The organism is Streptomyces liliifuscus, assembly GCF_016598615.1.
GTDB lineage: Bacteria > Actinomycetota > Actinomycetes > Streptomycetales > Streptomycetaceae > Streptomyces > Streptomyces liliifuscus.
In genome coordinates this window covers 6,124,857-6,139,058 of record NZ_CP066831.1, presented here as the reverse complement: position 1 = coordinate 6,139,058, position 14,202 = coordinate 6,124,857, and the positions used below count along the sequence as shown (strand labels likewise).

Below are 14,202 nucleotides of genomic sequence, written 5' to 3'. Positions count from 1 at the left end.
TCTATCAGATCCTTTCGGGCCTGATTCCCGGTCAGAGCGGGCTGTCTTCGCGGCTGTTGGGCCGTTCCGACGAGTGAGACTTTAGCGGAATCCTGGCCCCCGAGCTAATCGGGGTCGCGCCCTTTCGAACGCGGATTCCTCATTTCGCAAACGCGCATGAAAACGGCCCGACGACGGATCGTCGATCGCTGTGTGCTTGTTACGGAATGGCTGTCCGGGGACCAACCGGAGTCGGCGCTCACGTCGGACAACTCGGAGAACACTACGTAGGGGTCCAGGGCGTGTCAACTTCACGCCGGGAGGCGCCCTGGAGGCGTACTCTCGGGGGCATGACTACGCACGCGTGCACCCAACTGTGGTGGGCCGCCTGACGGCGGCCGTACATACGCGTGTACTCAACGGCCGCCGCCTCGGCGGCCGTTCTCGTTTCTCCCTCCTGGAGCGCCGGCCGGCGGTGGTGGCGGCCTCGACCAGGAGGTAGAGGAATGAAGCGGGTCTTCAGCGGGGTCAAGCCGACCGGGCATCTGACGTTGGGGAACTACCTGGGGGCGATGCGGCGCTGGAGTGCGGTCGATCAGCACGAGGCCGACGCTCTGTTCTGCATCGTCGACCTGCACGCGCTGACCGTGGACCACGATCCCGGCCGGGTGCGCAGGCTCAGTAGGCAGGCGGCCACGCTGCTGCTGGCCACTGGGCTCGATCCGAAGTTGTGCACCGTCTTCGCCCAGAGCCATGTCGATGAGCACGCGCGATTGTCGTACCTGCTGGAGTGCGTGGCCACGGACGGCGAGATGCGGCGGATGATCCAGTACAAGGAGAAGGCCGCGGCCGAGCGGGCGCGGGGCGGGAGTGTGCGGCTGTCGCTGCTGACGTATCCCGTGCTGATGGCGGCGGACATCCTGGCGTACGGGACCGACGAGGTGCCGGTGGGTGACGACCAGGCGCAGCACGTGGAGCTGACCCGGGATCTGGCGGTGCGGTTCAACCAGCGGCACGGGCACACGTTCGTGGTGCCGCGGGCCACGCTTCCGGAGGTGGCGACGCGAGTCATGAACCTGCAGGAGCCGACGTCGAAGATGGGGAAGTCCGACGACGTGGGGCCCGGGATCGTCTATCTGCTCGACGAGCCCGAGGTGATCCGGAAGAAGGTCATGCGGGCCGTGACCGACAGCGGGCGTGACGTGTCGTACGACCGGGAGGCCCGGCCCGGGGTCTCGAATCTGCTGGAGATCCTCGCGGCGTGCGGAAGTGGGAACCCGGAGGCCCTGGCCGGTGTATATGAGTCGTACGGATCTTTGAAGAAGGACACCGCCGAGGCCGTGGTGGAGCTCCTCAGGCCCGTACAGCAGAGGCACAAGGAGTTGTGCGCGGATCCTGCGTACGTGGAAGGGGTGTTGCGGGAGGGTGCGGAGAAGGCCAGGGAGATGGCGAGGCCGAGGGTGGACGCGGCGTACCGGGCGATCGGGCTGCTGCCGGCGATGTGATGAGGAGCAGTGGGGCCGGAGGCGGGTCCGGCCCCGGGGCTCCTAGCTGTTGCCGGAGGCCAGTTCGCGGCTGCGGTCGCGGGCGGCTTCCAGGGCGGCGATGAGGGCTGCTCGTACGCCGTGGTTCTCGAGTTCGCGGATGGCGTTGATCGTGGTGCCCGCGGGGGACGTGACGTTCTCGCGGAGCTTGACGGGGTGCTCGCCGCTGTCGCGGAGCATTACGGCGGCGCCGATCGCGGACTGCACGATGAGGTCGTGGGCCTTGTCGCGGGGCAGACCGAGCAGGATGCCGGCGTCGGTCATGGCCTCGACCAGGTAGAAGAAGTACGCCGGACCCGAGCCGGAGAGGGCGGTGCAGGCGTCCTGCTGCGATTCGGGGACGCGGAGGGTCTTGCCGACGGCGCCGAAGATCTCCTCGGCGTGGGCGAGGTGCTCGGCGGTGGCGTGGCTGCCGGCGGAGATGACGGACATGGCCTCGTCGACGAGGGCGGGGGTGTTCGTCATGACACGGACGACGGGGGTGTTCTGGGCGAGGCGCTCCTCGAAGAAGGAGGTGGGGATGCCCGCGGCGCCGCTGATGACCAGGCGGTCGGCGGGGACGTGCGGGGCGAGTTCGTCGAGGAGGGTGCCCATGTCCTGGGGCTTGACCGTGAGGATCAGGGTGTCGGCGCTCTTGGCCGCCTCGGCGTTGGTTACCGGGGTGACGCCGTGGCGCTCCTGGAGTTCCCTGGCGCGTTCGGGGCGGCGGGCCGTGACCAGGAGGTCGGCGGGGGCCCAGCCGGCTCGGATCATTCCGCTGAGCAGGGCCTCGCCGATCTTGCCGGTGCCGAGCACTGCGACTTTCTGGGTCATGTTCGGTTGCCCTCCGGGGGTGCGTCGTCCGAGGCCCATCCTCGCACCGGGGACGTGGGGGTGGGCCGCGTTGTCCGGTGGGCGGGACGCGGTCGTCCGGCGGGCAGGAGTGGTGCTCGGTGTTACGCGGTGCGGCGGCGGAGGGTTGCCGCGCCGAGGCTCAGTACGAGGAGGGCGCAGGCCGCGACGATCAAGGCGTCGCGGATGAAGTTGGCGGTGACGTCGGTGTGCTTGAGGACTTCGTTCATGCCGTCGACGGCGTAGGACATGGGGAGGACGTTGGAGATGCCTTCGAGTACGGGGTGCATGTCGGGGCGCGGGGTGAACAGGCCGCAGAGGAGGAGCTGGGGGAAGATCACGGCCGGCATGAACTGGACGGCCTGGAACTCCGAGGACGCGAAGGCCGAGACGAAGAGGCCGAGGGCCGTGCCGAGCAGGGCGTCGAGAAGAGCCACCAGAAGGAGGAGCCAGGTCGAGCCCGTGACGTCGAGACCGAGGGCCCAGACGGCGAGACCGGTGGCGAGGGCGGACTGGATGACGGCCAGTGCGCCGAAGGCGAGGGCGTAGCCGACGATCAGGTCGGCCTTGCCGAGGGGCATGGCGAGGAGGCGTTCCAGGGTGCCGGAGGTGCGTTCGCGGAGGGTGGCGATGGAGGTCACCAGGAACATCGTGATGAGGGGGAAGATGCCGAGCAGTGAGGCGCCGATGGAGTCGAAGGTGCGCGGGCTGCCGTCGAAGACGTAGCGGAGCAGCAGGAGCATCACGCAGGGGATCAGGATCATCAGCGCGATCGAGCGCGGGTCGTGGCGGAGCTGGCGCAGGACGCGGGCCGCGGTGGCGATGGTGCGGGAGAAGTTGATCGCGCTCGACCTCGGGGATTTGTCCGTGCCCGGACGCGTGGTGAGGGTCGTGGTCGGGGTGCTCATCGGACGGACTCCTTGCGGGACTGGTTGCCGGCCGCGATCGCCTCGTCGACCAGGTGGAGGAAGGCGGCCTCGACGGTGTCGGTGCCGGTCTGGGTGCGCAGGGCGTCCGGGGTGTCGTCGGCGAGGATCTCGCCCTCGCGCATCAGGAGGAGGCGGTGGCAGCGCTCGGCCTCGTCCATGACATGGGAGGAGACGAGGAGGGTGGCGCCCCGGTCGGCGGCGATGGTGTGGAAGAGCTGCCACAGGTCGCGGCGGAGTACGGGGTCGAGGCCGACCGTGGGTTCGTCCAGGACGAGGAGTTCGGGGGTGCCGAGAAGGGCGACGGCGAGGGAGACACGGCTGCGCTGGCCGCCGGAGAGGTTGCCCGCGAGGGCGTCGGCGTGGGAGGTGAGGTCCACGTCGGCGATGGCGTGGGTGACGTTCTCGTGGCGGCGCTCTGCGGCAGTGCGGCCGGGGTCGAGGATCGCGGCGAAGTAGTCCAGGTTCTGGCGGACGGTCAGGTCGTCGTAGACGGAGGGGGCTTGGGTGACGTAACCGATCCGGGAGCGGAGTGCGGCGTGGCCCGCGGGGAGGCCAAGGACGTCCAGGGTGCCGGTGACCTTGGCCTGGGTGCCGACGATCGACCTCATCAGGGTGGACTTGCCGCATCCCGAGGGGCCGAGCAGGCCGGTGATCTGGCCGCGGGGGACCTCGAAGTCGAGTCCGCGGAGGACCTGGCGGACGCCTCGGACGACGGTGAGTTCGGCGGCGTGGACCGCTGGGGCCGTGGGGTGCTCCTGCGGGGTGGCCGGTGGGCCGGGCGAGTAATTCATCATGTGATGAATAATGCTCCTGCGGGGGTGGAGGCGTCAAGCCTGGGCGAGGGCGTGGCTGGGGTATGGCGGGGGCAGGGCGAGGCATGGCAGGGCTGAGGCGCGGGGTTGGGGGCTCGTGCGGTACGGGGGCGCCGGGTGGGGAGTGGTGGGCGTTCGGTGGTGGGGGGACGCCTACTGGTGGGGGGGGTGGGCGCCCGGTGGTGGCGAGTGCGGTCAGGGGCGGAGTGCGACGAGGAGGTCGACGTCGTAGGTCTCCTCGACGATGCCGTCCGGGAACACCTCCAGGAGGTGCTCGCGCTCCTCGGCGAGGAAGGACGCCGTGCCCTCCTCGCCGAGGACGAGGAAGATCGAGTGGCTGCCTATATTGGCGAGGTGCGTGTCGAGGGGGACGTTGCGGGTCCAGCGGACCTGGTGGTGCGTGATGTCCGGGACGGTGATCGCGCCGGCGAACGCGGTCTCGGCGCGGGCGGAGGTCCCGCCCTTCTTGCCGACGGCGTCGCCGCCGAAGTACCGCTCGACGCGTTGCTCCTGGGCGGCGATCCACGGGATGTCCAGGGCGTCCATGTTCCACCAGAGGGCGAGCGCCCCGCCCGGGCGCAGGACGCGCATCGCCTCCGGGGCGGCCCGGGCCGGCTCCGTCCAGTGCCAGGCCTGGGCGTACGTCACGAAGTCGGCGGAGGCGTCGGTGAAGGGGAGGGCGTTGCCGTCGCCGCGTACGAGGGGGACGTCGGGGAGGGTGCGGCGGAACTGGCGTGCCATGCCGGCGCCGGGTTCGACCGCTACGACGTTCGCTCCGCGGGCGTGCAGGAGAGTGGTTGCGATGCCTGTGCCTGCGCCCACGTCTATGGCTCGGGCGCCTGCCAGGGGGTGGCCTGCGGCGGTCTCCATCGCGTCGAAGAGGGTGGGTGGGTAGGAGGGGCGGTTTGCGGCGTACTGGGCTGCGGCGGCGTTGAAGGAGTGGGCTCGGGTGTGGTGGTGAGCGCGGGAGGAGGCGGTCATGCCGCCATGGTGGCCTTGGGTGGGGGTGGGGGACAGTGTTTTTCGCCCCCGCCGCCCCTACCCATTCCCGTCCCTTTTCGGGGGCCAGCCCCCGAACCCCCGCTCCTCAAACGCCGGAGAGGCTGAAATACCAAAGGGGCGCGGGGAACTGCGCGACAAGCCCCCACTCACCCGCACACGACAACGCACCCGAAAGCCCACCCCACGAGGCCTGGGGCGGAGCCCCTAGCGGTGGCGCTTGCGGGACGGGTTTCCCGTTCGGCGGGAGGCTCGGCGGGTGTGTTCGGCGCGAGCCGCCTCGTACTCCTGGCGGTGGAGTTTCTCGCCGGGGGCCTCCGTGAGGGAGCGGAAGAAGTAGGCCAGGAGCGCGCCCACGAAGCCGATGGCGAGGAGGCCGCGGAGGGATGCCTGGGTGTCGGGGTCGGGGCGCTCGGTGAAGCCCTCCCAGGTGCGGCGGAAGGCGATCGCGCTGCAGATCGCGAACATCACGACGACGAGGAGGGTGACGAAGCCGCCCACGGCCGCGATCGCCAGGCCCTCGTAGGCGAAGCGGAGAATCAGGCAGCTCGCCACGGCGGCCGCCAACGAGCCGGCGGCCACTGCCGCACGGCGTCCCGCGTAGCCGCCGTCGTGGTCCACCCAGGTCGTTCCGAAGAAACGGATCGGTTCGGGGCGGGGTCCTGTGGGGGTACCGGTTTCGTCGCTCACGGCTCGATTATCGCCCCGCCCGCGGGCACGGTGGCCTGCGGGCGGCGGCGACTCCCGGGCTCGTCCCTGCCCCGAATCCGGCGCAGAGTCCGGATTCGGGTCCCACAGGCCGGACGTGACGATGACGTTCGGGCTCGTTGCGAGCGTTCGGATGCCGCTCAGGGACGCAGGGGGTTCAGGCGCAGCGCGGTGCCACGTAGCCGTCGCTGCCCGTGTTCACGTACGCGTCCGAGACATACGCACCGTTGTCGATGTTGTCCCAGATGTTCGTCGTGCCGTAGGGCCCGCTGATCGTCTCTCCCGGGCGCTGGCAGAAGATCGGGACTTGGGAACCCACCGGCAGGGTGCGGATGATGGTGTAACCGGTACCCGGGCCGCTGCGGACGTTCACGGTGTAGCCCGGTGCGATCGGGTACGTGCGTACCGCCGCCGCGTTCGCGGACGTGGGCGAGCCCATGACCATGAGGAATGCCCCGGCCGCCGCACCGGCGATCAGAGTTCCTCTGCCCTTGCCGAACCTCATATGTGTCCCCTCTCGAATCTCGTGCCTCGCGCGGTTCAGGCGCAGCGCGGTGCCACGTAGCCGTCGCTGCCCGTGTTCACGTACGCGTCCGAGACGTACTGACCGTTCGCGATGTTGTCCCAGATGTTCGTCGTGCCGTAGGTGCCGGTGACCCATTCGCCGGGCTTCTGGCAGTTGATCGGCACGCGGGCTCCGAGCGGCAGCACCTTGATGAGCTGGTACTGCGTGCCGGGTCCGCTGCGAACCTTCAGACGGACGCCCGGAGCGACGGAGTACCGGACCGCCAGCGCCTCCGTGCTTTCCGCGGCGGCCAGTGTCTCGGTCGCCGTCCCCTCTGCTGCGCCTTCGACCGTGCTCGTTCTGTCCTCAACAGCCATTTCGGCCTCCCCCGTTGATGTTGTCCTGTGCACGTCTTTCACACGCGACCCGCGCAGGCTAGCAAGCCCGTCCGACATCGCACGCACCATCGACTAGGCTCCGTGCGTCGCGCTCGCGGACACAGATCACGGGGGTGGGCCATGGCCCCACTGCGCAGTTTCGGACCCGGCAAGGAAGCGGAACACCCGGAATACGCCGGGCAGTACCGCCTCGAGTCATGCCTGGGCGCGGGCGGCATGGGCGTGGTGCATCTCGCGACGTCGGCTTCCGGGCTGCGTCTGGCGATCAAGGTCGTGCATTCCGAGTACGCGGCGGACCCTGAGTTCAGGGCACGTTTCCGGCAGGAGGTGAGCGCCGCCCGACGGGTGAGCGGGGCCTTCACCGCACCCGTGGTGGACGCCGATCCGGATGCCGAACTGCCGTGGATGGCCACGCTGTTCATACCCGGCCCGACGCTCGCCGAGCAGGTGAAGCGGAATGGTGCGATGGAGCCCGACGAGGTGCGCAGGCTCGGTGCGGGCCTGGCCGAGGCGCTGCGCGACATCCATCGCGCCGGGGTCGTGCACCGCGATCTCAAGCCGAGCAACGTTCTCCTCGCGCCCGACGGCCCCAAGGTCATCGACTTCGGGATATCGCGTCCGACGGACAGTGATCTGCGTACGGAGACGGGGAAGTTGATCGGTTCGCCGCCTTTCATGGCGCCCGAACAGTTCCAGCGGCCAAGGGAAGTCGGACCGGCCGCCGACGTGTTCGCGATGGGCGCGGTGCTCGCTCACGCGGCAACCGGCCGCGGCCCCTTCGACTCCAACAGCCCGTACATCGTCGCGTACCAAGTGGTGCACAACGAACCGGACTTGGCAGGTGTCCCGGACGACCTGGTGCCGTTGATCCTGCGCTGCCTCGCGAAGGATCCCGACGAACGGCCCGTGCCGGCCGAGGTGATGGACGCCCTGCGGCAGCCGGCACCCGCATCGGCACCCCGCATTCCCGCCCAGCGGCGCCCTCCGGAGGAGACTCACATCGCCGCGAGCCCGCGGCGGGAGCCCGTCGCTCCCCCGCGCGCACGCGGCCGTCTCAGACGGACGACGACGGTCGGCGTCGCGCTCGCGCTGGCCGTCGGAGGCGCCCTGGGCGTACGGGAATGGGTCTCGTCCAGGACACCGTCGGCCGGTTCCCCCGCGGCGAGCCCCGAAGCGTTTCGGCCGTGGAGTACGAGCCTCGGCAGCGCTCGGGCGCAGGGCACGCCTCCGGTCTGTACAGCCGGTGGAGGCGCCCTGTACTGCTCGGCGCCAGGGATTCCGGCGGCGCGGCTCGACCCCGCGGACGGCCGGATCGTCTGGTCGCACAAGGCCGGGGACACGGGCGAGAAGAACGACGTGGCCGACGGTGACGGTTCGGCGGACGCGAAAGCCCTGCCCGAGTTGTCCGGTGGACTGCTGCACATCACGAGCAGCAGCCGGCTCAGGGCGCTCGATCCCCGGTCGGGGAAACAGAAATGGGACGTCGACATTTCCGCGTACGCGTCCGTCGTGCACACGCCGGACACCACACTCCTCGTCGGGGAACGCGGCAACGTGCGGGCGCTGGACAGCGCGACCGGCGAGGAACGCTGGGATTCGCAGTTCGGCGGCCTCGGCACGCAGTGGATCGGCGGATCGGACGAGGCGGGCGTGTTCTACGCGGCGACGCCCTCGGCCGACGGATCCACCACACAGGTCAGCGCGGTGTCCGCGGATCGCGGCAGCGTGCTGTGGACGAGATCGGCGGCCGGAAACCTGACCCCGTTCGCCGCTCCGGACGGGGCCGTCCACCTCATGGCGACGAACGTCGATCAGTTGGTCAACGCGATCGTCCGGATCGACAGCGGAAAGAGCGGAGAGCGGGGCGTCCACCGGGTGTCCCTGCCGACTCCGCTCGACCGGGCCTCGGCCGCGGAGAGCGGTGGAGTCGTGTACCTCAGCGATGTCGGCGGTTCACTCGTGGCCGTCGACACACGCCGGGCCGGGAAGGGCGCCGAGCGATGGCGCCTTGAGACATCGGTCAGCCGTCCGTCGAGGCCCGTGGTCTCCGGCAGCCGCGTGTACGTCACCGCACCCGACGGTCGCCTTCTCGCCACGGATGTCCGGAGCGGCGAACCCCTCGGCCAGACCCGCCCTCGCCTCGGCGGCGACACGGCACGAGTGGTGGCCGAGCTGCCTCTGCCCGTGGTCATGGACGGGAAGGTCTTCGGAAGCGCGCCGGACGGCAGTGTCTTTGCGGTGGATGCTCGTAAGCCCGCGGGCTGGTAGCCCGCCGGCTGGTAGTCCGCGGGGCCCCGTGACAAGCCCTACGGTGACATGCCGTGCCATGACTGCCGTGTTGAGCCGCACGCATCGGGCGCCGCAGGGATTGAGCCCCACGTACTGAGCCGCGCAGGGATTGAGGCCCGTGAACGGCGAACCCGCCCGGTGGTGAGGACCGGGCGGGTCCACGTCGTGGGGTGGTGCCGGGCTAGCCGAGTTTGGAGACGTCTCGGACTGCGCCCTTGTCGGCGCTGGTCGCCATCGCCGCGTACGCGCGGAGGGCGGCGGAGACCTTCCGCTCGCGGGCGGCCGGGGCGTAGACGCCGCCCAGGGCCTCGCGGCGGGTGGCCAGCTCTTCGTCGGAGACCAGGAGCTCGATGCCGCGGTTCGGGATGTCGATGCGGATGCGGTCGCCGTCCCGGACGAGGGCGATCGTGCCGCCGGAGGCCGCCTCCGGGGAGGCGTGGCCGATGGACAGGCCGGACGTGCCGCCGGAGAAGCGGCCGTCGGTGATCAGGGCGCAGGTCTTGCCGAGGCCGCGGCCCTTCAGGAAGGACGTCGGGTAGAGCATCTCCTGCATGCCGGGGCCGCCCTTGGGGCCCTCGTAGCGGATGACCACGACGTCGCCGTGCGTGATCTCCTTCTTGAGGATCTTGTCGACGGCCTCCTCCTGCGACTCGCAGACGACCGCCGGGCCCTCGAAGGTCCAGATCGACTCGTCCACGCCTGCCGTCTTCACGACACAGCCGTCGACGGCGAGGTTGCCCTTCAGGACCGCCAGTCCGCCGTCCTTCGAGTACGCGTGCTCCGCCGAGCGGATGCAGCCGCCCTCCGCGTCCTCGTCGAGGGCCTCCCAGCGCTCGGACTGGGAGAAGGCCTCGGCGGAACGGACACAGCCGGGTGCCGCGTGCCACAGCTCCAGGGCCTCGGGGGACGGGGAGCCGGCGCGGACGTCCCAGGTCTTCAGCCAGTCGGAGAGGGACGGGCTGTGGACCGAGTGCACGTCCTCGTTCAGGTGGCCGCCGCGGTGCAGCTCGCCCAGCAGGGCCGGGATGCCGCCCGCGCGGTGCACGTCCTCCATGTAGTACGTGCGGTCCTTGGCCACGTTCGGCGCGACCTTGGCGAGGCAGGGCACGCGGCGCGAGACCGCGTTGATCTCGTCCAGGCCGAACGGGACGCCCGCCTCCTGGGCGGCGGCCAGCAGGTGCAGGATCGTGTTGGTCGAGCCGCCCATGGCGATGTCGAGCGCCATGGCGTTCTCGAAGGCCGCGATCGTGGCGATGTTGCGCGGCAGGACCGACTCGTCGTCCTGCTCGTAGTAGCGGCGGGTGATGTCCATCACCGTGCGCCCCGCGTCCTCGTACAGCGCCTTGCGGGCGGTGTGTGTGGCGAGGACCGAGCCGTTGCCGGGGAGCGAGAGGCCGATGGCCTCCGTCAGGCAGTTCATCGAGTTGGCCGTGAACATGCCGGAACAGGAGCCGCAGGTCGGACAGGCGTTCTCCTCGATACGGAGGATGTCCTCGTCCGAGATCTTGTCGTTCACGGCGTCGGAGATCGCGTCGACCAGGTCGAGCGTACGGACCGTGCCGTCGACCAGGGTCGCGCGGCCGGACTCCATGGGGCCGCCGGAGACGAAGACCGTCGGGATGTTCAGGCGCAGGGCCGCCATCAGCATGCCGGGCGTGATCTTGTCGCAGTTCGAGATGCAGATCAGGGCGTCGGCGCAGTGGGCCTCCACCATGTACTCGACGCTGTCCGCGATCAGGTCGCGGGAGGGGAGGCTGTAGAGCATCCCTCCGTGGCCCATCGCGATGCCGTCGTCGACCGCGATCGTGTTGAACTCGCGCGGGATGCCGCCCGCGGCCGTGATCGCCTCGCTCACGATCCGGCCGACCGGCTGGAGGTGGGTGTGGCCGGGCACGAACTCGGTGAAGCTGTTGGCCACCGCGATGATCGGCTTGCGGCCGATGTCCGCGCCCGGTACACCGGAGGCGCGCATAAGGGCGCGTGCGCCCGCCATGTTGCGGCCGTGGGTGACTGTGCGGGACCTCAGCTCGGGCATCGTCGCTCGCTCCTTCGGAGAGTAATGACTCACGTCGAGCGTACGCCGGTCGTTCCGGTTGCCGACGCGGTGTCCGGATTACGGGATGGGCGTCTCGGTTTTCGGGGGCGGGTCCGGTGGGGGCGTGTCACAGCCCCGTGCGGCTAAAGACGGTGCGCGGTCAAAGACGGTGCGCGGTCAGGTGGGCCTGGATCACCGGGGCGACCCTCTCGATGATCTGTTCCGGGTTCGCCGAGGCCAGGGGCTCGACCTTGATCACGTACCGCAGCATCGCGATGCCCACGAGCTGGGCCGCCGCGAGTTCGGCGCGCAGTTCGGCGTCCGGCGTGTCCAGCTGGGCGGCGACGCGGCGCAGTATCTGGGCCGAGATGAGGCGGCGGAAGACCGTGGCCGCGACCTCGTTGTTCACGGCGGAGCGGATGATCGCGAGCAGTGCCTTGCGGGTGGCCGGGTTCTCCCAGACTCCGAAGAAGAAGCGGGTCAGCCGCTCGCCGACGCCGTCGAGGGGGCCTTCCGCGATCGAGCCCGGGGCGCTCAGGAGGGGGCCGAAGGCGACCTCGATGGACGCCTCGAAGACCTGCTCCTTGGTGCCGAAGTAGTGGTGCACGAGCGCCGAGTCCACGCCGGCGGCCTTGGCGATGCCGCGTACGGACGTCTTCTCGTAGCCCCGCTCGGAGAACTCCTCGCGGGCCGCCGCCAGGATGCGGTCGCGGGCGGCGGGGGCGTCCGCGGAGTCCGCGTGGGAGGGGCGTCCGCGGCGGCGCGGGGCGGCGCTGGTCACGAGCGCGGGACCCGTACGGCCGAGGCCAGGTGGAGGCGGGTGAAGGCGAGGGCCTCCGCCAGGTCGGCCTCGCGTTCGGCGCTGGACATGGCGCGGCGGGTGTTGACCTCGATGACGACGTGGCCGTCGAAGCCGGACAGGGCGAGGCGTTCCAGCAGCTCGGCGCAGGGCTGCGTGCCGCGGCCGGGGACGAGGTGCTCGTCCTTGTTGGAGCCGTTGCCGTCGGCGAGGTGGACGTGGCCGAGGCGGTCGCTCATGCGGTCGATCATCTGGAGCGCGTCCGAGCGGGCGGTCGCCGTGTGGCTGAGATCGATCGTGAAGTGGCGGTAGTCCTCCTTCGTGACGTCCCAGTCGGGGGCGTAGGCGAGCATCTCGCGGTCGCGGTAGCGCCAGGGGTACATGTTTTCGACGGCGAACCGTACGTCCGTCTCGTTCGCCATCTGCCAGATGCCGGTGACGAAGTCGCGTGCGTACTGGCGCTGCCAGCGGAAGGGGGGGTGTACGACGACCGTGCTCGCGCCCAGTTTCTCGGCTGCCGCCTGGGCGCGCTGGAGCTTGGTCCACGGGTCGGTGGACCAGACGCGCTGGGTGATGAGCAGGCAGGGGGCGTGGATCGCGAGGATCGGGACCTGGTGGTAGTCGCTGAGGCGGCGGAGGGCCTCGATGTCCTGGCTGACCGGGTCGGTCCAGACCATGACCTCTACGCCGTCGTAGCCGAGGCGCGCGGCGATCTCGAAGGCCGTTGCCGTCGACTCCGGGTACACGGAGGCCGTGGACAGTGCGACCTTCGCATCCGGGATGCGCACGACTGGTTCTGCCACGGGGACAGGTTACGGGGTGGGTCTGGTGGTTGTGTTCGGGTGGGGGGCTTTGGCCGGGGGGTGACGGTGGCTGCGACGGGTCGCGGGGGCTGGTCGCGGGGACTGGTCACCGTTGGGGGTTCCGGTTGTGGGTGGGTGCGGGTTGGGTGTGGCTTGTTGCGCAGTTCCCCGCGCCCCTGGGGGGGGGTGGGCTGAGGTTGTGTGTCGAGTGACGGTCGGTATGGGTTGCTCGCGCAGTTCCCCGCGCCCCTGAAAGATGCGACCGTCCCCGTACCCCTGGAAGGTGGCGCTGCTCGTCGCGCTCCCCAAACCACCGCGCCGTTCCCCGCGCCCCTAAAGATGCGCCCGTCCCCGCACCCCTGGAAAGTGGCGCTGCTCGTCGCGCTCCCCAAACCACCGCGCCGTTCCCTGCGCCCCTAAAGATGCGCCCGTCTCCGCGCCCCCAAAAAAAGCTGCGCCTGTCCCCGCACCTCTAGAAGATCGCGCCGCTCCCCGCGCTCCACAAAAGACCGCGCCATCCCCGCGGCCCCAAGAGGTTGCGCCGCTCCCCGCGCCCCAAGAAGTTGCCGTTCCCGTGTCCCTGGTGGGGCGCGGGGGCTGGGTGGGGGCTACGAGGTGGTCATCTGGTCCAGGGTTCGGAGGATTACGCCCTCTCTTAGGGCCCAGGGGCAGATTTCCAGGGTTTCTACGGCGAAGAGGTCCATGGCGCCGGCGGCGACGATGGCGCCGGCGAGGAGCTGGTTGGCGCGGCCGTCGGAGACGCCGGGGAGTTCGGCGCGTTCGGCGGTGGTCATGGCGGCGAGGCGTGGGACCCAGTCCTCCAGGGAGCGGCGCTTGAGCTCGCGCTGGACGTACAGGCCGTCGGCCGAGCGGGCGGCCCCCGCGATACGGGCCAGCTGCCGGAAGGTCTTGGAGGTCGCGACCACGTGGTCGGGGGCGCCGAAGCGGCTGAATTCCCCGACCGTACGGGCGATCTGGGCCCGCACATGGCGGCGCAGGGCCCTGATGTCCGCCGGGTCCGCGGGGTCGTTCGGCAGCCAGCCGGCGGTCAGCCGCCCCGCGCCCAGCGGCAGCGAGGCCGCCGCGTCCGGCTCCTCGTCGATGCCGTACGCGATCTCCAGGGAGCCGCCGCCGATGTCGAGGACGAGCAGCTTCCCCGCCGACCAGCCGAACCAGCGGCGGGCCGCCAGGAACGTGAGCCGCGCCTCCTCGGCCCCGGTGAGGACCTGGAGCTCGACGCCGGTCTCGGCACGCACCCGGGCCAGCACGTCGTCGGCGTTGCTGGCCTCGCGCACCGCGGAGGTCGCGAACGGCAGCAGGTCCTCGACGCCCTTGTCCTCGGCGGCTTCCAGCGCCTCCTGGACAACGGCGATCAGTTTGTCGACTCCTACGGAATCGATCGCGCCGCTCTCGTCGAGGAGTTGGGCGAGCCGCAGCTCCGCCTTGTGCGAATGCGCGGGCAGCGGGCGCGCGCCGGGGTGTGCATCCACCACCAGCAGATGCACCGTGTTCGAACCCACGTCGAGGACACCGAGTCTCATGTACGGAACGCTACTGCGCGCGGAACGCCC

The 14,202-nt window shown here is 70.4% G+C and carries 13 protein-coding genes; 2 read left to right on the top strand and 11 right to left on the bottom strand.

Going from position 1 to position 14,202, the window contains the following annotated elements; all coding sequences use genetic code 11:
- Positions 1-485: 485 nt before the first annotated feature.
- Positions 486-1,484 (top strand): tryptophan--tRNA ligase, encoded by a 999-nt coding sequence (gene trpS / locus JEQ17_RS26340; protein WP_200397507.1) that lies wholly within the window; start codon positions 486-488, stop codon positions 1,482-1,484.
- A gap of 42 nt (positions 1,485-1,526) precedes the next feature.
- Here the strand turns inward: trpS and proC are convergent, their stop codons facing one another.
- From proC to JEQ17_RS26305, 7 genes are all read right to left on the bottom strand, one after another.
- Positions 1,527-2,336 (bottom strand): pyrroline-5-carboxylate reductase, encoded by an 810-nt coding sequence (gene proC, locus JEQ17_RS26335; protein WP_200397506.1) that lies wholly within the window; start codon positions 2,334-2,336, stop codon positions 1,527-1,529.
- Between the two features lie 122 nt (positions 2,337-2,458).
- On the bottom strand, positions 2,459-3,262 hold the full coding sequence (locus JEQ17_RS26330) for an ABC transporter permease (protein ID WP_200397505.1): 804 nt from the start codon (positions 3,260-3,262) through the stop codon (positions 2,459-2,461).
- A complete protein-coding gene (locus JEQ17_RS26325) occupies positions 3,259-4,077 on the bottom strand; it encodes an ABC transporter ATP-binding protein (protein ID WP_200397504.1) in 819 nt (272 codons plus the stop codon). Before JEQ17_RS26325 ends, JEQ17_RS26330 begins: the two co-directional genes overlap by 4 nt.
- Before the next feature lie 213 nt (positions 4,078-4,290).
- Complete coding sequence (locus tag JEQ17_RS26320; RefSeq protein WP_200397503.1) at positions 4,291-5,076, bottom strand: class I SAM-dependent methyltransferase; 786 nt, start codon at positions 5,074-5,076, stop codon at positions 4,291-4,293.
- Positions 5,077-5,301: 225 nt separating this feature from the next.
- The gene (locus tag JEQ17_RS26315) at positions 5,302-5,784 is read right to left on the bottom strand and encodes an EamA/RhaT family transporter (RefSeq protein ID WP_200397502.1); all 483 of its coding nucleotides are present in this window, start codon (positions 5,782-5,784) and stop codon (positions 5,302-5,304) included.
- Positions 5,785-5,959: 175 nt separating this feature from the next.
- Entirely contained in the window at positions 5,960-6,247 is a 288-nt protein-coding gene (locus JEQ17_RS26310) for an SH3 domain-containing protein (protein WP_234048779.1), read from the bottom strand.
- A gap of 95 nt (positions 6,248-6,342) precedes the next feature.
- The gene (locus JEQ17_RS26305) at positions 6,343-6,684 is read right to left on the bottom strand and encodes a hypothetical protein (RefSeq protein ID WP_200397500.1); all 342 of its coding nucleotides are present in this window, start codon (positions 6,682-6,684) and stop codon (positions 6,343-6,345) included.
- A gap of 141 nt (positions 6,685-6,825) precedes the next feature.
- Here JEQ17_RS26305 and JEQ17_RS26300 point away from each other — a divergent pair, with 141 nt between their 5' ends.
- Entirely contained in the window at positions 6,826-8,973 is a 2,148-nt protein-coding gene (locus JEQ17_RS26300; protein ID WP_200397499.1) for a protein kinase domain-containing protein, read from the top strand.
- A gap of 202 nt (positions 8,974-9,175) precedes the next feature.
- On the opposite strand, the gene ilvD is transcribed toward JEQ17_RS26300, so the two are convergent.
- From ilvD to JEQ17_RS26280, 4 genes are all read right to left on the bottom strand, one after another.
- Positions 9,176-11,029, bottom strand: coding sequence for a dihydroxy-acid dehydratase (gene ilvD, locus JEQ17_RS26295; protein WP_200397498.1), 1,854 nt, complete (start codon positions 11,027-11,029; stop codon positions 9,176-9,178).
- A gap of 160 nt (positions 11,030-11,189) precedes the next feature.
- Positions 11,190-11,810 carry a TetR/AcrR family transcriptional regulator gene (locus tag JEQ17_RS26290; RefSeq protein WP_200397497.1) on the bottom strand — a complete coding sequence of 207 codons (621 nt, stop codon included), beginning with the start codon at positions 11,808-11,810 and terminating at the stop codon, positions 11,190-11,192.
- The gene (locus JEQ17_RS26285) at positions 11,807-12,631 is read right to left on the bottom strand and encodes a sugar phosphate isomerase/epimerase family protein (protein WP_200397496.1); all 825 of its coding nucleotides are present in this window, start codon (positions 12,629-12,631) and stop codon (positions 11,807-11,809) included. The genes JEQ17_RS26290 and JEQ17_RS26285 overlap by 4 nt, the downstream gene beginning before the upstream one ends.
- A gap of 608 nt (positions 12,632-13,239) precedes the next feature.
- Entirely contained in the window at positions 13,240-14,172 is a 933-nt protein-coding gene (locus JEQ17_RS26280; RefSeq protein ID WP_200397495.1) for a Ppx/GppA phosphatase family protein, read from the bottom strand.
- Positions 14,173-14,202 lie beyond the last annotated feature (30 nt).

Bases quoted from the DNA above. Each gene is read 5' to 3' on its own strand.
- JEQ17_RS26300 (WP_200397499.1), top strand. From the start codon at position 6,826: ATGGCCCCACTGCGCAGTTTCGGACCCGGCAAGGAAGCGGAACACCCG.
- proC (WP_200397506.1), bottom strand. From the start codon at position 2,336: ATGACCCAGAAAGTCGCAGTGCTCGGCACCGGCAAGATCGGCGAGGCC.
- JEQ17_RS26330 (WP_200397505.1), bottom strand. From the start codon at position 3,262: ATGAGCACCCCGACCACGACCCTCACCACGCGTCCGGGCACGGACAAA.
- JEQ17_RS26280 (WP_200397495.1), bottom strand. From the start codon at position 14,172: ATGAGACTCGGTGTCCTCGACGTGGGTTCGAACACGGTGCATCTGCTG.
- trpS (WP_200397507.1), top strand. From the start codon at position 486: ATGAAGCGGGTCTTCAGCGGGGTCAAGCCGACCGGGCATCTGACGTTG.
- JEQ17_RS26320 (WP_200397503.1), bottom strand. From the start codon at position 5,076: ATGACCGCCTCCTCCCGCGCTCACCACCACACCCGAGCCCACTCCTTC.
- JEQ17_RS26310 (WP_234048779.1), bottom strand. From the start codon at position 6,247: ATGGTCATGGGCTCGCCCACGTCCGCGAACGCGGCGGCGGTACGCACG.
- JEQ17_RS26305 (WP_200397500.1), bottom strand. From the start codon at position 6,684: ATGGCTGTTGAGGACAGAACGAGCACGGTCGAAGGCGCAGCAGAGGGG.
- JEQ17_RS26325 (WP_200397504.1), bottom strand. From the start codon at position 4,077: ATGATGAATTACTCGCCCGGCCCACCGGCCACCCCGCAGGAGCACCCC.
- ilvD (WP_200397498.1), bottom strand. From the start codon at position 11,029: ATGCCCGAGCTGAGGTCCCGCACAGTCACCCACGGCCGCAACATGGCG.